Annotated in this window: 14 protein-coding genes; 9 read left to right on the top strand and 5 right to left on the bottom strand. The window is 60.1% G+C overall.

Annotated elements, in window-relative coordinates:
• Window positions 1-526 precede the first annotated feature (526 nt).
• Window positions 527-2,611 (bottom strand): TPM domain-containing protein, encoded by a 2,085-nt coding sequence (locus HMPREF2875_RS04360; RefSeq protein ID WP_070670659.1) that lies wholly within the window; start codon window positions 2,609-2,611, stop codon window positions 527-529.
• A gap of 40 nt (window positions 2,612-2,651) precedes the next feature.
• On the opposite strand from HMPREF2875_RS04360, the gene HMPREF2875_RS04355 reads away from it, so the two are divergent.
• Together HMPREF2875_RS04355 and HMPREF2875_RS04350 are read left to right on the top strand one after the other, a co-directional pair.
• On the top strand, window positions 2,652-3,236 hold the full coding sequence (locus HMPREF2875_RS04355; protein WP_070670656.1) for a YdcF family protein: 585 nt from the start codon (window positions 2,652-2,654) through the stop codon (window positions 3,234-3,236).
• A gap of 11 nt (window positions 3,237-3,247) precedes the next feature.
• Window positions 3,248-4,522 carry a deoxyguanosinetriphosphate triphosphohydrolase gene (locus HMPREF2875_RS04350; protein ID WP_070670654.1) on the top strand — a complete coding sequence of 425 codons (1,275 nt, stop codon included), beginning with the start codon at window positions 3,248-3,250 and terminating at the stop codon, window positions 4,520-4,522.
• Here the strand turns inward: HMPREF2875_RS04350 and HMPREF2875_RS04345 are convergent.
• Together HMPREF2875_RS04345 and HMPREF2875_RS04340 are read right to left on the bottom strand one after the other, a co-directional pair.
• Window positions 4,519-4,752, bottom strand: coding sequence for a hypothetical protein (locus HMPREF2875_RS04345; protein WP_039676338.1), 234 nt, complete (start codon window positions 4,750-4,752; stop codon window positions 4,519-4,521). The two genes, HMPREF2875_RS04350 and HMPREF2875_RS04345, sit on opposite strands and share 4 nt — an antisense overlap.
• Before the next feature lie 30 nt (window positions 4,753-4,782).
• The gene (locus tag HMPREF2875_RS04340) at window positions 4,783-5,274 is read right to left on the bottom strand and encodes a guanyl-specific ribonuclease (RefSeq protein WP_070670652.1); all 492 of its coding nucleotides are present in this window, start codon (window positions 5,272-5,274) and stop codon (window positions 4,783-4,785) included.
• Window positions 5,275-5,396: 122 nt separating this feature from the next.
• On the opposite strand from HMPREF2875_RS04340, the gene dnaG reads away from it, so the two are divergent.
• Entirely contained in the window at window positions 5,397-7,325 is a 1,929-nt protein-coding gene (gene dnaG, locus HMPREF2875_RS04335) for a DNA primase (protein WP_070670651.1), read from the top strand.
• 50 nt (window positions 7,326-7,375) lie between these two features.
• Here dnaG and HMPREF2875_RS04330 read toward each other — a convergent pair whose 3' ends face one another.
• Window positions 7,376-7,660, bottom strand: coding sequence for a hypothetical protein (locus HMPREF2875_RS04330; protein WP_070670649.1), 285 nt, complete (start codon window positions 7,658-7,660; stop codon window positions 7,376-7,378).
• 217 nt (window positions 7,661-7,877) lie between these two features.
• Here HMPREF2875_RS04330 and HMPREF2875_RS13670 point away from each other — a divergent pair, with 217 nt between their 5' ends.
• The 4 genes from HMPREF2875_RS13670 (at window position 7,878) to HMPREF2875_RS04315 (ending at window position 11,338) form a co-directional block, all read left to right on the top strand.
• On the top strand, window positions 7,878-8,015 hold the full coding sequence (locus HMPREF2875_RS13670; RefSeq protein ID WP_168165562.1) for a hypothetical protein: 138 nt from the start codon (window positions 7,878-7,880) through the stop codon (window positions 8,013-8,015).
• A gap of 66 nt (window positions 8,016-8,081) precedes the next feature.
• Window positions 8,082-9,353: a phosphatase PAP2 family protein gene (locus HMPREF2875_RS04325; RefSeq protein ID WP_070670647.1), complete on the top strand. Its 1,272-nt coding sequence runs from the start codon at window positions 8,082-8,084 to the stop codon at window positions 9,351-9,353.
• Between the two features lie 87 nt (window positions 9,354-9,440).
• Window positions 9,441-10,598 (top strand): non-hydrolyzing UDP-N-acetylglucosamine 2-epimerase, encoded by a 1,158-nt coding sequence (wecB, locus tag HMPREF2875_RS04320; protein ID WP_070670645.1) that lies wholly within the window; start codon window positions 9,441-9,443, stop codon window positions 10,596-10,598.
• A gap of 71 nt (window positions 10,599-10,669) precedes the next feature.
• Entirely contained in the window at window positions 10,670-11,338 is a 669-nt protein-coding gene (locus HMPREF2875_RS04315; RefSeq protein ID WP_070670643.1) for a DUF1707 SHOCT-like domain-containing protein, read from the top strand.
• A gap of 34 nt (window positions 11,339-11,372) precedes the next feature.
• Here HMPREF2875_RS04315 and HMPREF2875_RS04310 read toward each other — a convergent pair whose 3' ends face one another.
• On the bottom strand, window positions 11,373-13,007 hold the full coding sequence (locus tag HMPREF2875_RS04310; RefSeq protein WP_070670641.1) for a histidine phosphatase family protein: 1,635 nt from the start codon (window positions 13,005-13,007) through the stop codon (window positions 11,373-11,375).
• Between the two features lie 358 nt (window positions 13,008-13,365).
• Here HMPREF2875_RS04310 and HMPREF2875_RS04305 point away from each other — a divergent pair, with 358 nt between their 5' ends.
• Both HMPREF2875_RS04305 and HMPREF2875_RS04300 read left to right on the top strand, forming a co-directional pair.
• A complete protein-coding gene (locus HMPREF2875_RS04305; RefSeq protein WP_070670639.1) occupies window positions 13,366-14,544 on the top strand; it encodes a tyrosine-type recombinase/integrase in 1,179 nt (392 codons plus the stop codon).
• Window positions 14,545-14,638: 94 nt separating this feature from the next.
• On the top strand, window positions 14,639-15,180 hold a 542-nt coding region (locus HMPREF2875_RS04300; protein WP_141754570.1), incomplete at its 3' end, for a hypothetical protein.

The raw sequence follows: 15,180 nt of genomic DNA, 5'->3' as shown, positions 1-15,180 counted from the left end.
TGCGCAGCTCCGCCCGTTTGCGCGCCTGACCCAGCTTTCCGCTCACCCATAGACGGCCCTTCTAGTTTGGTCCCTCTACTTTGGTCCCTTATCTGTGCAAAGGGACCATTTAAGGCGGCTTTTCGCCAGATAGATGGTCCCTTTACTGAGCAAAGAGACCAGAATAAAGGCACCAAACTAATGGGACCCATCCGAGATATATCCTGCACCGGCATGTGAGAAGCGGAGTTTGTCCTCGAAGAGGAGCTCTCCTCGTGTGCTTGCTTGGCTTGGTATGCCAGTAGAGGGTTCTAGTCAGATGGCTACAGTCATAAGGTTTGTTTCCCCCCAAACGAACCTTCTAGCTCGGTGCAGAAGGTTTACTTGCCTCCAGGTAAACCGTTTGACTGCAACCTTTTGACTAGAACCATGTGCATGACCGGCTTACACCTACCATGTATGTGCACCAACCCCGTACCCGAGCATCTGCATGGACGACTACCGAACCGGAGTCCAATCGCCCGATGTCAAATGCGGTACAGCGCGGCTAGAAGGAGCCGCCGCGGAAGCCGCCGCCACCGCCGCCCGAGAAGCCACCGCCGCCCGAGAAGCCACCACCGCCAAAGCCGCCACCGCCAAAGCCGCCACCGAAGCCGCCGCCGTGGCCGCGAGAGCTACCGCCGCCGAGGACTTGGCCCAGCACCATGCCGGTGAGGATATTGCCCGCAGCATCGGTGGCTTGGCGGCGCTGCTCCTGGCGGCGATACGCCTCCAGGTCCGCCTTGGCGCGCCTCAGCGAGGTCTGGGCAGCCGCAGCCGCATCGCGGGAGAAGTTGAGCGCCGCACGCAGGTCCTTGGATGCGGAATTCTGAGCTTGAGCGTAGAGGCGGGTGGCATCGGCAAGCGCGACACGTGCATCGGGGCCCACCACGCGGCCGCGGGAGGAGAGCAGGTCCTCGGCTGCCTGGATGGCGGATTCCGCCGCGGCGATTTGTTGGCGGTAGAGCGCGATCTGGCGCTCACGAGTGGAATTGGTTTCGCGGACGGTGTCGAGTTGCTCGTCGAGCTTGGTATCGATAGCCGTCAGCGCGGTGTACTGGCCTAACGGGTCAGCCTGGCCGTTGTTGCGCGCCTGGTCCATGGCGGCCCGCGCCGTGGAAAGCAAGTCCTCCAGCGCGGACCAATCGGCAGGCGAGCCCTGGGCCTTGCCCTGCTGCTCCAGCTGCTGGGCTTCGGCGATTTCGCTCTCGACCTCATCGATGAGCGCCGGCAGGTTGTCCTTGGCAGAAGCGATGGAGTTCTCGGCGTTCTCCACACCGGTGAGCAGTCGGTCAGAGACCTCAAGGGCATGTTCGGCATCGCGGATAATACCCACGAGCGGCCCCTGCTGGCCGGCAGGTTGGGACTGCAGCGAACGGCCGCGCTCGAGTAACTTCTCGGCCTCGGAGAGCGAGACCTCCGCCATCTCCGGATTATCCGCGATGGAGGACAATGCCTCCTCGGAATAGGAACCGCCAAGGGTGGACAAGGTGGTACGAGCCTGCGGCAAGCGGCCACGCAGATCCACCGTGCGGCGCGTGAGTTCATCGAGTTTCGAGCCGGCGTTAATCAGCAGGTCACGCATCTGGGCGAAGTCCGCTGCCTGCGCGTCGAGGGCATCGTCAGCCTGGCCACAAGAGGAAATAATCTCCACCAGCATCTGGCGGCGCTCACCCTCAGATTTCGGCAGGTTGTCATTGAGCTGCTGCTGCAGCTGGAAGGCCTTTTGCAAAGTCAGCGTAGAGTGGTTCATCGCGCGCGTGAACGGCCGGGTTCGCTCTGGGCCGAATTCGGATACCGCGATATCGAGCTCTTCCTTGCCACGACGGATGGACTCGTCGGTAGAGACCAACTCCTCTTGTGCCAGCTGAGACAGAGTGGCCATATCCAGACGATCAAGCTGCGAGGTATTCCCCGGCTCAATCTGGCGCGCGGATTCCAACGCGGCTGCCGAGTCCTTCTTGGTCTTGCGCCGGCTCGCCGCCGCAATGCCGCCGCCAGCTACCACCAAGGCACCGGCGCCACCAGCCAGCCACAGCCCACCATTGCCATCGGAGCCTCCGGAGCCTCCGGAGCCGTCGGAGGAGCCCGAAGAGCCAGAGGAACCGGAAGAACCGGACGAGCCGGACGAGGCAGCGTCGACAAGCGCCAGCGCCGACGCCCCATACTCGCGGCCCCCAGCCAACTTGCCGTACGCCGCGTCATACATCGCGTCCAGGCGCCCGCGCGGCCACTCATTGCCGGTCTGCACGCCCATCGTGGAATCCTCCACGCCCACCACATAGGCAGCGGAATTCGGCCCCTTGGCCTTCACAATCTCACCCGCATAGGCTTCCGCACCTTCCGGCAGTGAGGACGCAAAGACCACGAAAATCACCACGTGGTGTTCCTGCTGCAGCGTGACAATCTTGTCCTCCAACTCGGACTTCTCCGAGCTTGAGAGCACCCCAGCCTCATCCGTCACCTTGTCCTTGAGCGAGGCAGCCTCAGGTGCGGCAACAACGAATTCCGTGGCCAAAGCAGGCCCGGCCGTCGCACATCCCAACACGAGGGCGGCAAGGGCAGCGCGGCCAATACGAGCAGCAGTAGTCATGCGCACCACGATACCTTCCCAGCGCTAAGGTAGTGAGGCAGTGAAATACGTTATTGTCTTAGGCGCCGCGCAGTACGACGGCCGCCCCTCCCGAATCCTGACTGGCCGCGTGCGCTACGCCGCCGAGTACGCCACCGCGCACAACCTCCCCATCATCACCGTCGGCGGCAACTTGCCCGGAGACAGGTTCACCGAAGCTGGGGTAGCTAAGGGCATGCTTGCCGACGTCCCCCTTAACGTCACCGCCCTCACCGAAGGCCTCGACACCCGCAGCTCGCTGTCCGCCGCACGCGAGAAGCTCAACGTGCGCGAGGCTGTCATCGTCACCGATCCGCTCCATCGCCTGCGCACCTTCCTCATTGCCCGCCAGGAAGGAATCACGGCCACCGTCCTCGGCACGCCTTATTACCCTTCGCCGCGTTTTTCCATCCCGTGGTGGCGCTACCTAGCCCACGAGGTTGGCGGGCTTATCTATCTGGGCCTGCGCACCGTCGTAGGGGAGAAGCGCTCCGCCGGCCTGCGCACGGCTTTCTACCGCATCGAGCGCATTATCCGCCCCAACCAGGCTCTGCGCCACCGCGTCATTGGCGCGAGGCAGCCCCAGCAGGATAAGGACAGCGCCTAAACTAAAGCCCTGTGAGCTACAACTATTCCGCCGATGACGTCGCCCGCTTGGCCGCCGAGAGCCCCAAAGGCTCAGCCCTAAGTTCCACTGAGGAGCATCGCGGCGCCTTCTCCCGGGACCGCGCCCGCGTCCTGCATTCGGCGGCCCTGCGCCGTCTGGCGGATAAGACACAGGTCGTTGGCCCCCGCGATGGCGATACCCCGCGTACTCGCCTGACCCACTCCCTGGAGGTCAGCCAGATTGCGCGCAGCATCGGCGCTGGCTTGGGCCTAGACCCCGATCTGTGCGATATGGCCGGTCTGACCCACGACATCGGCCACCCACCCTACGGCCACAACGGTGAGAACGCGCTCAACGAGGTAGCCCTCGGCGGCTTCGAAGGCAACGCCCAAACCCTGCGCATCCTCACCAAGCTGGAACCCAAAGTGGTTCTCGAGACACCTGAAGGCCTGAACAGCTATGGCCTCAACCTCACCCGCGCCTCTCTCGATGCCGCCTGCAAATATCCCTGGACCAAGACCAACCCCGACGGCACACTCAACCGCAAATACGGCGCCTACGACGAAGACGCGGGTGTCTTGGAGTGGCTCCGAAAGGGCCACTCCGACCAGCGCAAGTCTATGGAAGCCCAGGTGATGGACTGGTCAGATGACATCGCCTATTCCGTCCACGACGTCGAAGACGGCATCATCTCCCGCCGTATCTCGCTCAGCGTGCTCTGGGACCTAGTCGAGCTGGCCCACCTCGCGGACAAAGGCGCCAAGGCCTTCGGAGGTACCGCCGACGAGCTCCTCGAGGCCGCCGACCGCCTGCGCCAACTGGACATCATCAATGCCATCGGCAACTTCGACTATTCCCTGCGCTCCTATACCAACTTAAAGAAGATGACCTCCGAGCTCGTCGGCCGCTACGTAGGCGCTACCGTCTCCGCCACCCTCGAAGCCAATGACGGTCCACTCGGCCGCATGAATGGTGACCTCCACGTCCCTTCAGGAGCAGTCGCGGAAGTTACCCTGCTCAAGACCATCGCCGTCCTCTACGTCATGGACGAGCCTGCCCACCTTGCCCGCCAAGACCGCCAGCGCGAGCGCATCTACCGCGTCTACGACTACCTTGTCGCCGGCGCCCCCGGCTCGCTGGATGCCACCTTCGCCCTGTGGTGGAACCAGGCCGAGAACGATCTGGAGCGCGACCGCGCCATCATCGACCAGATCGCCTCCATGACCGAATCCCGACTCGAACGCCTTGCCCAGCGCAGCGCCGAGCTTTTCGGATTCCTTAGCTAGCGCACGAGCGCTACGCCCTGATCCTCCAACACCGAGGAAATCCGCGACAAGTCATCCTGCTCTAGGTCAAAGTCGGCGGCGATAATCGCCTGAATGTGCTGCTCCCGCAAGAAATCCGCGAGGTCATCGAGGTTGTGCGGCGCCCCCGCCGCGTTGCTGCGCAGACGGCCCAGCGCGCCATAGAAATCCTCGCGGCTGCGGATAGCCTCCGTAATGAGAATGCGGTCCATGCTGTTTAACAATCCTTTAGTTCTTGCGCACTACTCGGCGTCGGGAATCGTGCAGAAGCTCTCGTAGTGGTCATCGGTGTAGTACCACACGTCCGGGTCCGTCTCACTGCCACCACCAGTGACAATGCGCTTAGCGCCACGGTGACCAATGCCTGGCGTTTCCACCGTGTATTCGCGGTAATAATTCTTATCCTGCTGCGGCAGCACGCCCTCATAATTGCCAAAGCGCACGTTGTCATTGTCCGGATAGTCATAGGGTCCGCCGGCCAGAATGTCCTGCGCGGTCTCCTCCGCCTGCTCGGGTAGGGAGTCCATTGCGCAGGTGGGCAGGTCACCTTCCTCGGAGCCATGCTTGGCGATGTCCCCCTTTTCACCCTTCTCCGAGGTCTGTTCCGCCCGGCCGCTGTTGCTGCTCCCGCCATCGCCACCGAGGTCGATGCCGAAGTAACCCGCAACGAGCACAAGCACCGCACCGCCAATCAAGGCAGGTAGCGATTTCTTAGAGGGGGAGGACTGGGACATGCCTCCCATCATTGCAGCTATAGGGCCGAAACTGAAATCCCGTCCACGCGTACTGTAAGCCGCGAGACAGGACTCCTGACCGTCGATGGCTCCATGTCCACCGCGCGGGGTACTCTGTACGCATGGCACGAGGCAGAATTCCGGACAGCGACATCCAAGCTATCCGTGAACGCGCGCCTATTGAAGAAATCGTGGGCGAATACGTCCAGCTCAAACCCGCTGGCTACGACTCTTTGAAGGGGCTGAGCCCCTTCAAAGATGAGAAGACCCCGTCCTTCCACGTGCGCCCGCAGCGCGGCTATTATCACTGCTTCTCCACGGGTAAAGGCGGTGATGTCTTTAGCTTCCTCATGGAGATGGAACAGGTCACCTTCCCGGAAGCCGTGGAGGCGGTAGCCCAAAAAATTGGCTACCACATCAACTATCAAGGCGGCTCTACCGGTGCCCGTGATGAAAAGCCCGGCACCCGCCAAAGGCTTATCTCCGCCAACAAGGCCGCGCACGAGTTCTACCGCCAGCAGTTAGAAACCCCGCAGGCAGCTACCGGCCGCGAGTTCCTCCTGGACCGAGGCTTTTCCAAGGACATCATCTACGACTTTGAATGTGGATACGCGCCTGAGGGCTGGGATACCGCCACCAAGCACCTGCTACGCATGGGCTTTTCCTTCGAAGAGCTAGAGGCCGCAGGTATTTCCAAGATGGGCAAGCGCGGCCCCATTGACCGCTTCCATCGCCGCCTGCTATGGCCCATTAAGGATCTCTCCGGCAACGTCATCGGCTTCGGTGCCCGCAAGCTTTTCGACGATGACAAGCTGGGCAAGTACATGAACACGCCCGAAACCATGCTCTACCGCAAGTCCAAAGTGCTCTTCGGCCTCGACTTGGCCAAGCGCAACATCGCGGAGCAGCACCAGGCCGTGGTGGTGGAAGGCTACACGGATGTCATGGCCATGTATGCCGCCGGTGTGAAGACCGCCGTAGCCTCCTGTGGCACCGCTTTCGGCGGGGACCACCTCCAAGTGTTGCGCCGCCTCATGCTCGATGATTCCTACTTCCACGGCGAGCTCATCTACACCTTCGACGGCGACGAGGCCGGCCAAAAAGCCGCCATGCGCGCCTTCGAGGGCGAGCAGAAGTTCACCGGTCAGTCCTTTGTCTCCGTTGCGCCCGACGGCATGGACCCCTGCGACCTGCGCCTCGAGCGCGGCGATGCCGCCGTGCGCGACCTCGTGGCGGACCGCATCCCCATGTTTGAGTTCGTCATTCGCTCCGTCATCGCGGACTTTAGCATCGACTCGGCCGAAGGCCGCCTCCAAGCACTGCGCCGTGCCGTGCCCGTCGTAGCCCAAATCCGGGACCAACCCCTGCAGCGCGAATACGCCCGTCGCCTCGCCGGGTGGGTGGGCTGGCCCGACCCAGAGGAAGTCCTCCACCAGGTGCGCCAGGAGGCCCGCAAACCTAAAAAGCAGGAGCGCCCGCGTTTTGCCAGCTTGGAGGAAACGTCCTCAGCACCGGCGCAGGCCAATACTCCCGTCATGCACATCCCCGGTCCCCGCGAGCCACACCTGTGGCCACAGCGCGAGGCCCTCAAGCTGGCCCTGCAGTACCCGCAGATCGCCGGCAGCTACTTCGATGGTATTACCGAGGACGCCTATTCCAACGAGGCCTACCGCACGATCCGCCGCGCTATCTCCACCCTCGGTGGCGTGACCGCCGGTGCCGAACAGCCCGGCGTGGAATGGCTCGCCGCCGTGGCCGGGGAGATGCCGGATCTTATGGCCCGCAACTTCGTCTCTGAGCTGGCCGTGGAACCCATCAAGCTGGGGGAGACCGGCAACCCCGATACGGATCTGGAGGCCTACGCCGATTCCGTGCTCTCGCGCCTGCAGGAAGCCCGCGTGGGTGACCAAGTGGCCCAGCTCAAGGCCCAACTCGGCCGCATGCGCCCCTCGGACGACGAAGAGTCCTATAACTCACTCTTCGCCGACCTCGTCGCACTCGAGCAAGCTCGCCGCGAGCTCAATGACCGCGCCTTCCGCGGCGTGCGCTAACTGACGCAGACGCTAATCCGCAGCCATGCGCACGCGCTGTAGCGTGCGCGCTAATCTTCGTCCGGCTCGTAAATCCGGTCCGCCGTCATCCCATCCGTGGTGCCGCTGGCGCCACGCTTACCGCGCTTCCCTTTGTTGTAGTCCTTCAGCTCGCGCATGCGAGGGTCCGGATCCAAGCGGTTGGCCACAGCCTTGCGCGCGGAGCGCACCGCGGATTTGGTGACAGGGGAGTTCACGGCCTTTTCATAAGCGCCCTTAATTTGGTGGTAGCGCTTGCGCCCAGCCTTGGTTCCAAAGACATATCCGGCGGCAGCGCCCACAACAAATTGAATCATTGGAAACTAGTCATCCCCTTCTTCAGCCGGCAACGAGTACCAGCGGTGGCGTTCACATCAGCGTTCACAGTACGCGCGCAGGCGGCTCCGCCAACACGTACACGTCTGAGACACAGCCTACCTGCCGCCAGCCCGCAGGGTAAGGCTGAGTGGGGAGCGGGGAAGAGTTTTACCCCAAGGGCTTCCCCTGCGGCTCGCGTCACGTTAGGTTAATTGTGTGGAGAATTCGAAGAGAACGCATGCGGCGTCGGCAGCCGTGGCTATGGCGGCACTTCTCACTGCCAGCCTAAACCCCGCCGAACCCCGTGCTGCCTGCCCGGAGGAAATTCGGGAGGTCAGCGCCGCGGAAGACTAGCGGCACACCATCGCCGTTTACCTTTTCGTTACGTCGCGGACACCTGCAGGGTGTAAGAAATCCCTTATGCCTACATTTTCCCGCGCGCTGGCGGCCCCGATTGCCGCCGTGCTGCTGGCCACCTCCGCCCAGCCCGCAGCCCAGGCGGCCGATCTTCCCTTCACTATCCCCGCCCTCGCAGATCCCATGACGGGCTCAAGCACCGGTGAAGCACCAGTACAGCACCCCGGCGCACCCACACCCCGGCCCTTTACCCCGGACTACTTGGTGGGCTTTCCCTCCGATGTCTCGTCCTATCAGTATGGCGTGTACTGGGAAGTGGTGCGGCTTTACGACGACATCAAGACCAACCCCACCACCATGGCTGAGGACCTCGATAAAGCCGTGGCCATCAACAACGCCGCGGCTGGCGACGCCACCCTCATCGCCCGCGCGCAACGCGACGCCGCCGCGGACACCGATGGCGTCATGGCTGCTGTCTCCGATGCTATGGGGCCGGAACTTGGCCAAGCCTTCCGTGATGCCTTGGCGGAGCACCGCCTGCCTAAAACCGAGTACCTTCTGGGCAATGGCTACCTTGCCCGCGCGGGTGGGTTGGCCAGCTCTACCTTTGCCGAAAAGCACTACTTCAAAGCTGCGCGACCTTTCCAGCAGGCCCCGGACCGTATTAACCGGTACAACGACGGCACGAAGAACTACTACCTGGATTCGCCAGCCTTCCCCTCCGGCCATACCAACCAAGCAGTGTGGGTAACCACGCTATTGGCCACCATGCTCCCGGAAGTCGGCCCGCAGCTGGCTCTGCGTGGCGCTGAGGCAGGTAATCACCGCGTGGTCATGGGCGTGCATTCGCCGCTCGACGTCATCGGTGGCCGCATGACAGGCCTAGCCGCTGCGGCGGACCGCTTCAGCGATCCGCGCATGCGCGATGCCCTCCACCAAGCCGAAGCCGAAATCCGTGCTGAGATCCAGTGGCGCACCGGCAAGGACATCGCCACCCTCGTGTCCGAACAGAATGCCGCCGGCACCGCCTATGCAACCGCTGCCCAAGCCGCCGAGCGGTATGAACCTATGGCCGATTACGGATTGAGCACCATCTACCACCCGGACGCGCCCATGATTGTCCCGAAAGCTGCGCCCGTTCTCCTTGAGGCAGCCCACCCCAACCTCAACTACGAACAGCGCGCCGACGTCCTCCGTCAAACCGCCACCGCGCCCGGCACCCCACTGGATTGGCAGGGCGCAAGCGGCTCGTGGCAGCGCATTAACCTGGTGAAGGCGTTGGGTGCGCAGGTGCGTGTTCACCCCGATGGGTCAGTAAGCGTAGTCTCGCCATAGCTGCACTTAGCCGCTAACGCTTCCTTTTCCTATTCCCCCATATGGAAGAATTGATGTGTCTCCATTTCTTTCACACCAAGGAGAACGATGTCTCGTCCTAAAATCATGACTATTTACGGCACTCGCCCCGAGGCGATCAAGGTTGCCCCCATTATCACTGCCTTGGACAGGGACGAGCGCTTCGAATCCATCGCGGTCTCCACCGGTCAGCACCGTGAGATGCTCGAGCAGGTCAACACCATGTTCGGCATTGAGCCGAAACTAGATCTCCATCTGATGGTTCCCGGTCAGGGTCTGAACCAGATCGTTTCCCGTGCTCTAGTGGGCTTGGATGAGATCATTGATGCCGAGAACCCAGATGTGATCATTGCCCAAGGTGATACTTCGACGGCGATGGCTGCGGCTCTTGCAGGTTTCCACCGCGGCGTGAAAGTTGTGCACCTCGAAGCGGGTCTGCGCACCGGCGATATCGATTCACCATTCCCCGAAGAGGCGAACCGGAAGATTATCAGTCAGGTGGCGAAACTACACCTCGCGCCCACGGAAGGGTCGATGGAGAACCTGCGTCGCGAAAACGTTCGCTCCAAGGACATTGCGGTCACGGGCAACACTGTTATCGACGCACTCCTCGAAGCTGCGAGCTGGAACACCGAGTTTGAAGACCCAGCACTGCAGGAAGCCGCAGCATCCGACAAGCGCCTCGTCGTCGTCACCACCCATCGCCGTGAGAACCTTGAAGCGATGAAGGAAATCGGTGGCGCAGTCAAGGATTTGGCTGAGGCCTACCCAGACATCAACTTTGCGCTCCCACTGCACCTTAACCCCAAGGTCCGCGACGCCGTGTTGCCGGAGGTTGAGGCTCTAGCCAACGTCATCATCACGGATCCGCTGCCTTATGACCAGTTCACTAAGCTGCAAGATCGTGCCGCCATTATCCTCACGGACTCCGGCGGAGTTCAGGAAGAAGCCCCGGCACTGGGCAAGCCGGTTCTGGTGATGCGCCAGAACACTGAGCGCCCCGAGGCCGTTGTCGCCGGCACCGTGAAGCTCGTCGGCACCAACCGCAGTCTCATCGTTGCGGAGGCGAAGCTGCTGCTCGACGATGCCGCGGCCTACGACGCCATGGCCAATGCCGTCAACCCCTACGGTGACGGCAAGGGTGCAGCGCGTGCTGTGGCAGCCATTGCTGAGCTTCTTGGAGTAGGCGAGCGCCTCCCTGATTTCGCGCCTGATATCGAGTCCTAACCGCCTCCTGTGCGGGGAAGACTACCGTTCTTTTCCGCACAGTCATGCGTGACGCCACGTAACATGAAGGTATGGAATCACGCGACATCAAGTGCACAAACTCCCAGCGCATCACCGCCTCGCAAGTGTTGGCCGATGCCATGTCGGTGGGCCAACTCAGCGTCAATGAGTTCGAGGAACGCTCACAGCAGTGTTCCGATGCGACAACGCGCGGTGAGCTGGTCGACCTCGTTTCTGATGTGCTCGAGGACCCCGAGCAAGTTCTTTTCGGGAGCCACGAGCTTGCGGAGCAGCGCCCCCATGAGCTCAGCGGCGTGAACTCGAACAAAGAGATAGTGCCTATTGTTGAACGCGTCTTGGCTCAAGTCGAGCCAGGCGTGCACGGCGCCCAGGCCCTTTCAGTCGGAATCTTCGGTGGTACCACGGTCCGTGGCGCGCCCATAGCGTCTCACCACACCACGGTCGGCATGTTCGGCGGTACAGACATTGATCTACGCGGTGCAGTACTCCAAGAGCATGTCACGACTATTAAGGCGGTCGGTATCTTCGGAGGAGTCGATGTCTGGGTTCCTGAAGGCTTCCGTGTCCGCGTGAGCGGTGTCGGACTCTTCGGCGGCCACGACATCAAGATCGAGGACGGCGCCGTTGACCCCGCAGACCTCCCCGCCAGCGCCCCAGAAATTGTGGTGAACTGCTTCAGCCTCTTTGGCGGGGTGGATGTCCACGTGGTTAAGCGCTAGTCACAAGACTCCAGCTGAGCCGTAACTACGCGGATTACCAAGGCAAATGGATTCCATACTTATTGAGGATGCTCTTAATCTGCGCAGCATTGGCAGTAGCGGTACCTACAGCGATTGCCAAGGCACCGATGACCGCAGCGACGATACCCCACACCTCGGTCTTGGAAGACACGGCATCAGATGATGACGGCTTAGGAGTTTCGTGCTTCTTGTCATCTTTGAGCTGAGCCTTGGAGTGGTTTGATGTGGAGCCAAGCGGCAGACACTCAGAAAGCTCATCGATGGTGTAGAACATCGACCCCTCAGCGATGGGCTCACAACCGTCGTGGAAGGCGATTTCCTTCTCGTTGTACAGCATGCGCACGAGCGTCTCTCCGTGCTCGTTTTGGAAAGCGTCCCACTGAATATTGGCACCCATCGGAGCGACCTTGTCGCCGCGCCAGTCAGAGTTTTCCCACGAGTAGAGCTCATCGAGTGGGGTGCCCTTCTCAGAGCCAGGGAGCTTCAGCAAAGCTGCCAGAGGAATGATGGTTTCCGCATGACCAAAGCGATACTCAGCCGCGATGTCACCGCCGTCGGCGCGGTCCTTGACGCCTTGAATCATTTCCTTGAGCAGCGGTTCGAAGTTGTCGTAGGCCACTGTCTGGCCTTCGATAGCAGGGCCCTTCTGGTAGTAGTCCTCAACGTCGAGGAGGTAGGCAAAGGTCGGGCCGCTCGCCTCATCCATGTACTGGTCAAAGATCCACCCCTCTGCCGGAGTCTTCTCCTCATGGGCAAGAGCGGGGGCAATGATGTACAGGTTGTAGAACTGCAGGGCGGCGTCCACAATGCCCTCGACTGTCTTGTCGTCCTTTTCTCTGCCCACAAAACTGATGGAGCCGTCTTCGAGGCCCGCGATGAAATCCTCGGTGAAGATCTTGTTTAGCAGGCTGCGTGCAGCGGTCTGTGATGCTGGTTTGGCATACGCCTCCTCGACCTTGCTGTCGAGGGTCTCGGAGTCTTTCCATTCCGAGTACTTTTCATAGGAAGGGGCATTCTTATCCTTGTGCGCGTACATGAGGTCGGTCCGCGTCTCAATGGTGACGTGGCCATCCTCCATGCCATCGACAAGATTGTCTGACAACTGTGGATTTGCCGAAAGCCAGGACTTACCAAAGTTCCAGCCGGAGTCATTTGCGCGGTCTTCGCCGGAAGAAATGTACTTGACCTTAAGGCCGTCATTCTCGATGCGGTCCATCAATGCGGAGTTGCGCTGAGCATTGCGTTGCCCGATGCCCTGCAGTTCCTCACGGCCGACGACAGTGAGGTTGCCATAGCCGGCTTCCTGGCCAGTACCGCCCGCGAGTTCCTTGTTCACGATGATCATGGCTTCAACCTGAGGGATGAGCTTTTCGCCCAACTCGGTTAGATGGTCGTGCTCCTTGGCGTACTCCAGCATCTGTTGTGCTAGGTCGTCGTACTTGAAGCTGGACAGGCCTCGGGATCCGTGGCGGTTGACGGTCGACGTGTAGATCTGTTGGAAGCCGGCGGGTGCCTCAGCGTAGGTAGAACCCTGCGGCTCATAGTGTTGCTTGGTGGAGTAGTAGGTCGAACCATCAGCAGCCAAAGCTGTAGCTGGGGAAACAGCACAAGCAACAGCAGTTGCAAGTGCGAGAGCACGAATACGCATGAGAAAAAGTTCCTTCGAGAGGTAGTCGATGATGAGGCATAGACAGCATAGAGCAGGAACCTTTCGTCAAAGTTTCTGAGAGGTTAAAAGTGCTTCGGGGCTGAGTTGGGCCCCGCAAAGGCTTAACCCCGCAAACCCTTGAACGTAAAAGCAAAAGACTCGTTGACTATTGCTATAGTCAACGAGTCCGCTGTTTGCTCCTCCAACTGGGCTCGAACCAGTTTGTATATACTGGTTAACAAGCGTTTACGCTGGTAAACGCGTTAAGTTAAGACACAGATAGCCAGAAATTGACGGATTGTAACAACATGTGGCCACCGGGTGGCCACGCGATCTGTCACTAGGAGGTAGACCCGCTATGCCAGACAAGAAGTCTCGATCCTTTGGAACGATTCGAAAACTCAAAAACGGTAGGTTCCAAGCGCGCTATAACGCGCCCTACTCCACGCGTACCAATCGCGTGAGGATCTCAGCTCCCCAAAGCTTTCCGACGATAGCTGCCGCCGATAGTTGGCTTGCTAGCGAGCAAGTGCTTATCGCCAGCGGTAAGTGGACACATCCTAAAGAGCGTCTAGAAATCAAGCCCACAAAGAAGCTACCGACCTTTTATGACTTTGCTCACACATGGATCTTTGAGCGCACACGTAGTGATGGCCAGCACTTAAAGATGCGCACTCGCGTGGAATACGAGCGCTATATCACCACCGGCAGGCTTGCCTGCTTTCGCGATACCCCGCTTGATGAATTTACTTCTGCTTCCATTCGCCAGTGGTATGCCGAATCCAGCAGGCAAGCTGCCACACAAACAGCGCGCGTGTATGACTTTTTAAAGTCCGTGCTCAAAACCGCTGTTGAAGACGGTCTTATTGAATCCAACCCGTGTACGGTTCCGGGAGGCTCAAAAGCCTCTAGTAACCGCGAGACCGTCTTTCCGACCGATAAAGAGATCGACGACATCATTGAGCTCATCATCCCGCGCTATCGCGATATTGTACGCATTGCTGCTGGTGGTGGCTTGCGCTTCGGGGAAATCATTGCACTTGAGCGCAAGGATATTGAGATTCTCTACGAGCTTAATGAGGCTGGTCAGGCCACTGACAACGTCGATGGCGTTATTATCCGTGTGGCCAAAGAGTGGACGTACTCACCAGCAGAAGGCTGGGTGAAAAGCCCGCCCAAGAGTGCTGCTGGTATTCGCGAGGTGTACATCTTTGGCAAAGACGCGCCCTTTATCGCTGCTAAAGCACTCGATACCCCAGCAGGCAAGCGCTTGTGGTCGTCTCCAACGAATCCGCTCAAACCGCTTTCCTACCACACATTTCGCCCTCATTGGGTCAAAGCGCGCGAGGCCATTGACCAGCCGGGGTTGCGCTTTCATGACCTAAGACACTACGCAGGTACCCGCTATGCCCAAGAAAGTGGCGCTTCTCTGGCTGAGATTCAAAGCTATCTTGGTCACTCAACCATCCAGGCTGCGATGCGCTACCAACACGCAGGCACTCGCTCAATGGAACTTGCCCGCAAGGCTGCACGGTAGGAGTCCTCTTTCCCATGTGTGAAGGTGGCCAGGACTCTGGCCACCGACAGAAGAGGTGATATCTACACTCTCATTCTTTTTCAAGGAGGCCATCATGGCTCAACCTGCTGCACATAGTGCGTACTCACCTGAAGGTAGAAAGCTCGACATCCCGCAGATTTGGGTCGGCTGCATGCGCCACGGCACCCCACTCGGTGCGTGGTTCGATTGCATTGATAGCGGAATGGTCGCTTCAATTACCACCGATACCGTGCATGACCTATTTCCAGCCTCGAAGTTCCCGGAAGGGTGCAAAAACGTGCTGGTCATGGACACCTACAACATTCCGAATCATGGCGAGCCCTTTACCCTTGCGCAAGCCGTTCGCTGGGCTGAAGCCTATGAAGAAGTAGGTCATGAGGACTGGCATCCATATTTTGTGTGGTCAACCTTCTCGCAGTGCATCATCGATGCTTTTGGCATTCCGTGTGTGAGCGACTTCCAGGACGCCTACCAGGGGTTTTATGATAGCTGGCGGGAGTTTATGGGCGAAAAGCTGCGCTATATGGATGAGGACGAGATTCCACGCAAAGACGATGGCAGCATCGACTTCAAGGCGCTATCTGTTGCGCGGGGGTATCTAGTAACACCGTGGTG

The organism is Corynebacterium sp. HMSC078H07 (genome assembly GCF_001812805.1).
In the GTDB taxonomy this organism is placed as follows: Bacteria; Actinomycetota; Actinomycetes; order Mycobacteriales; family Mycobacteriaceae; genus Corynebacterium.
The sequence above is the reverse complement of the archived record's forward strand: the minus strand, read 5'-3'. Positions and strand labels throughout refer to the sequence as shown.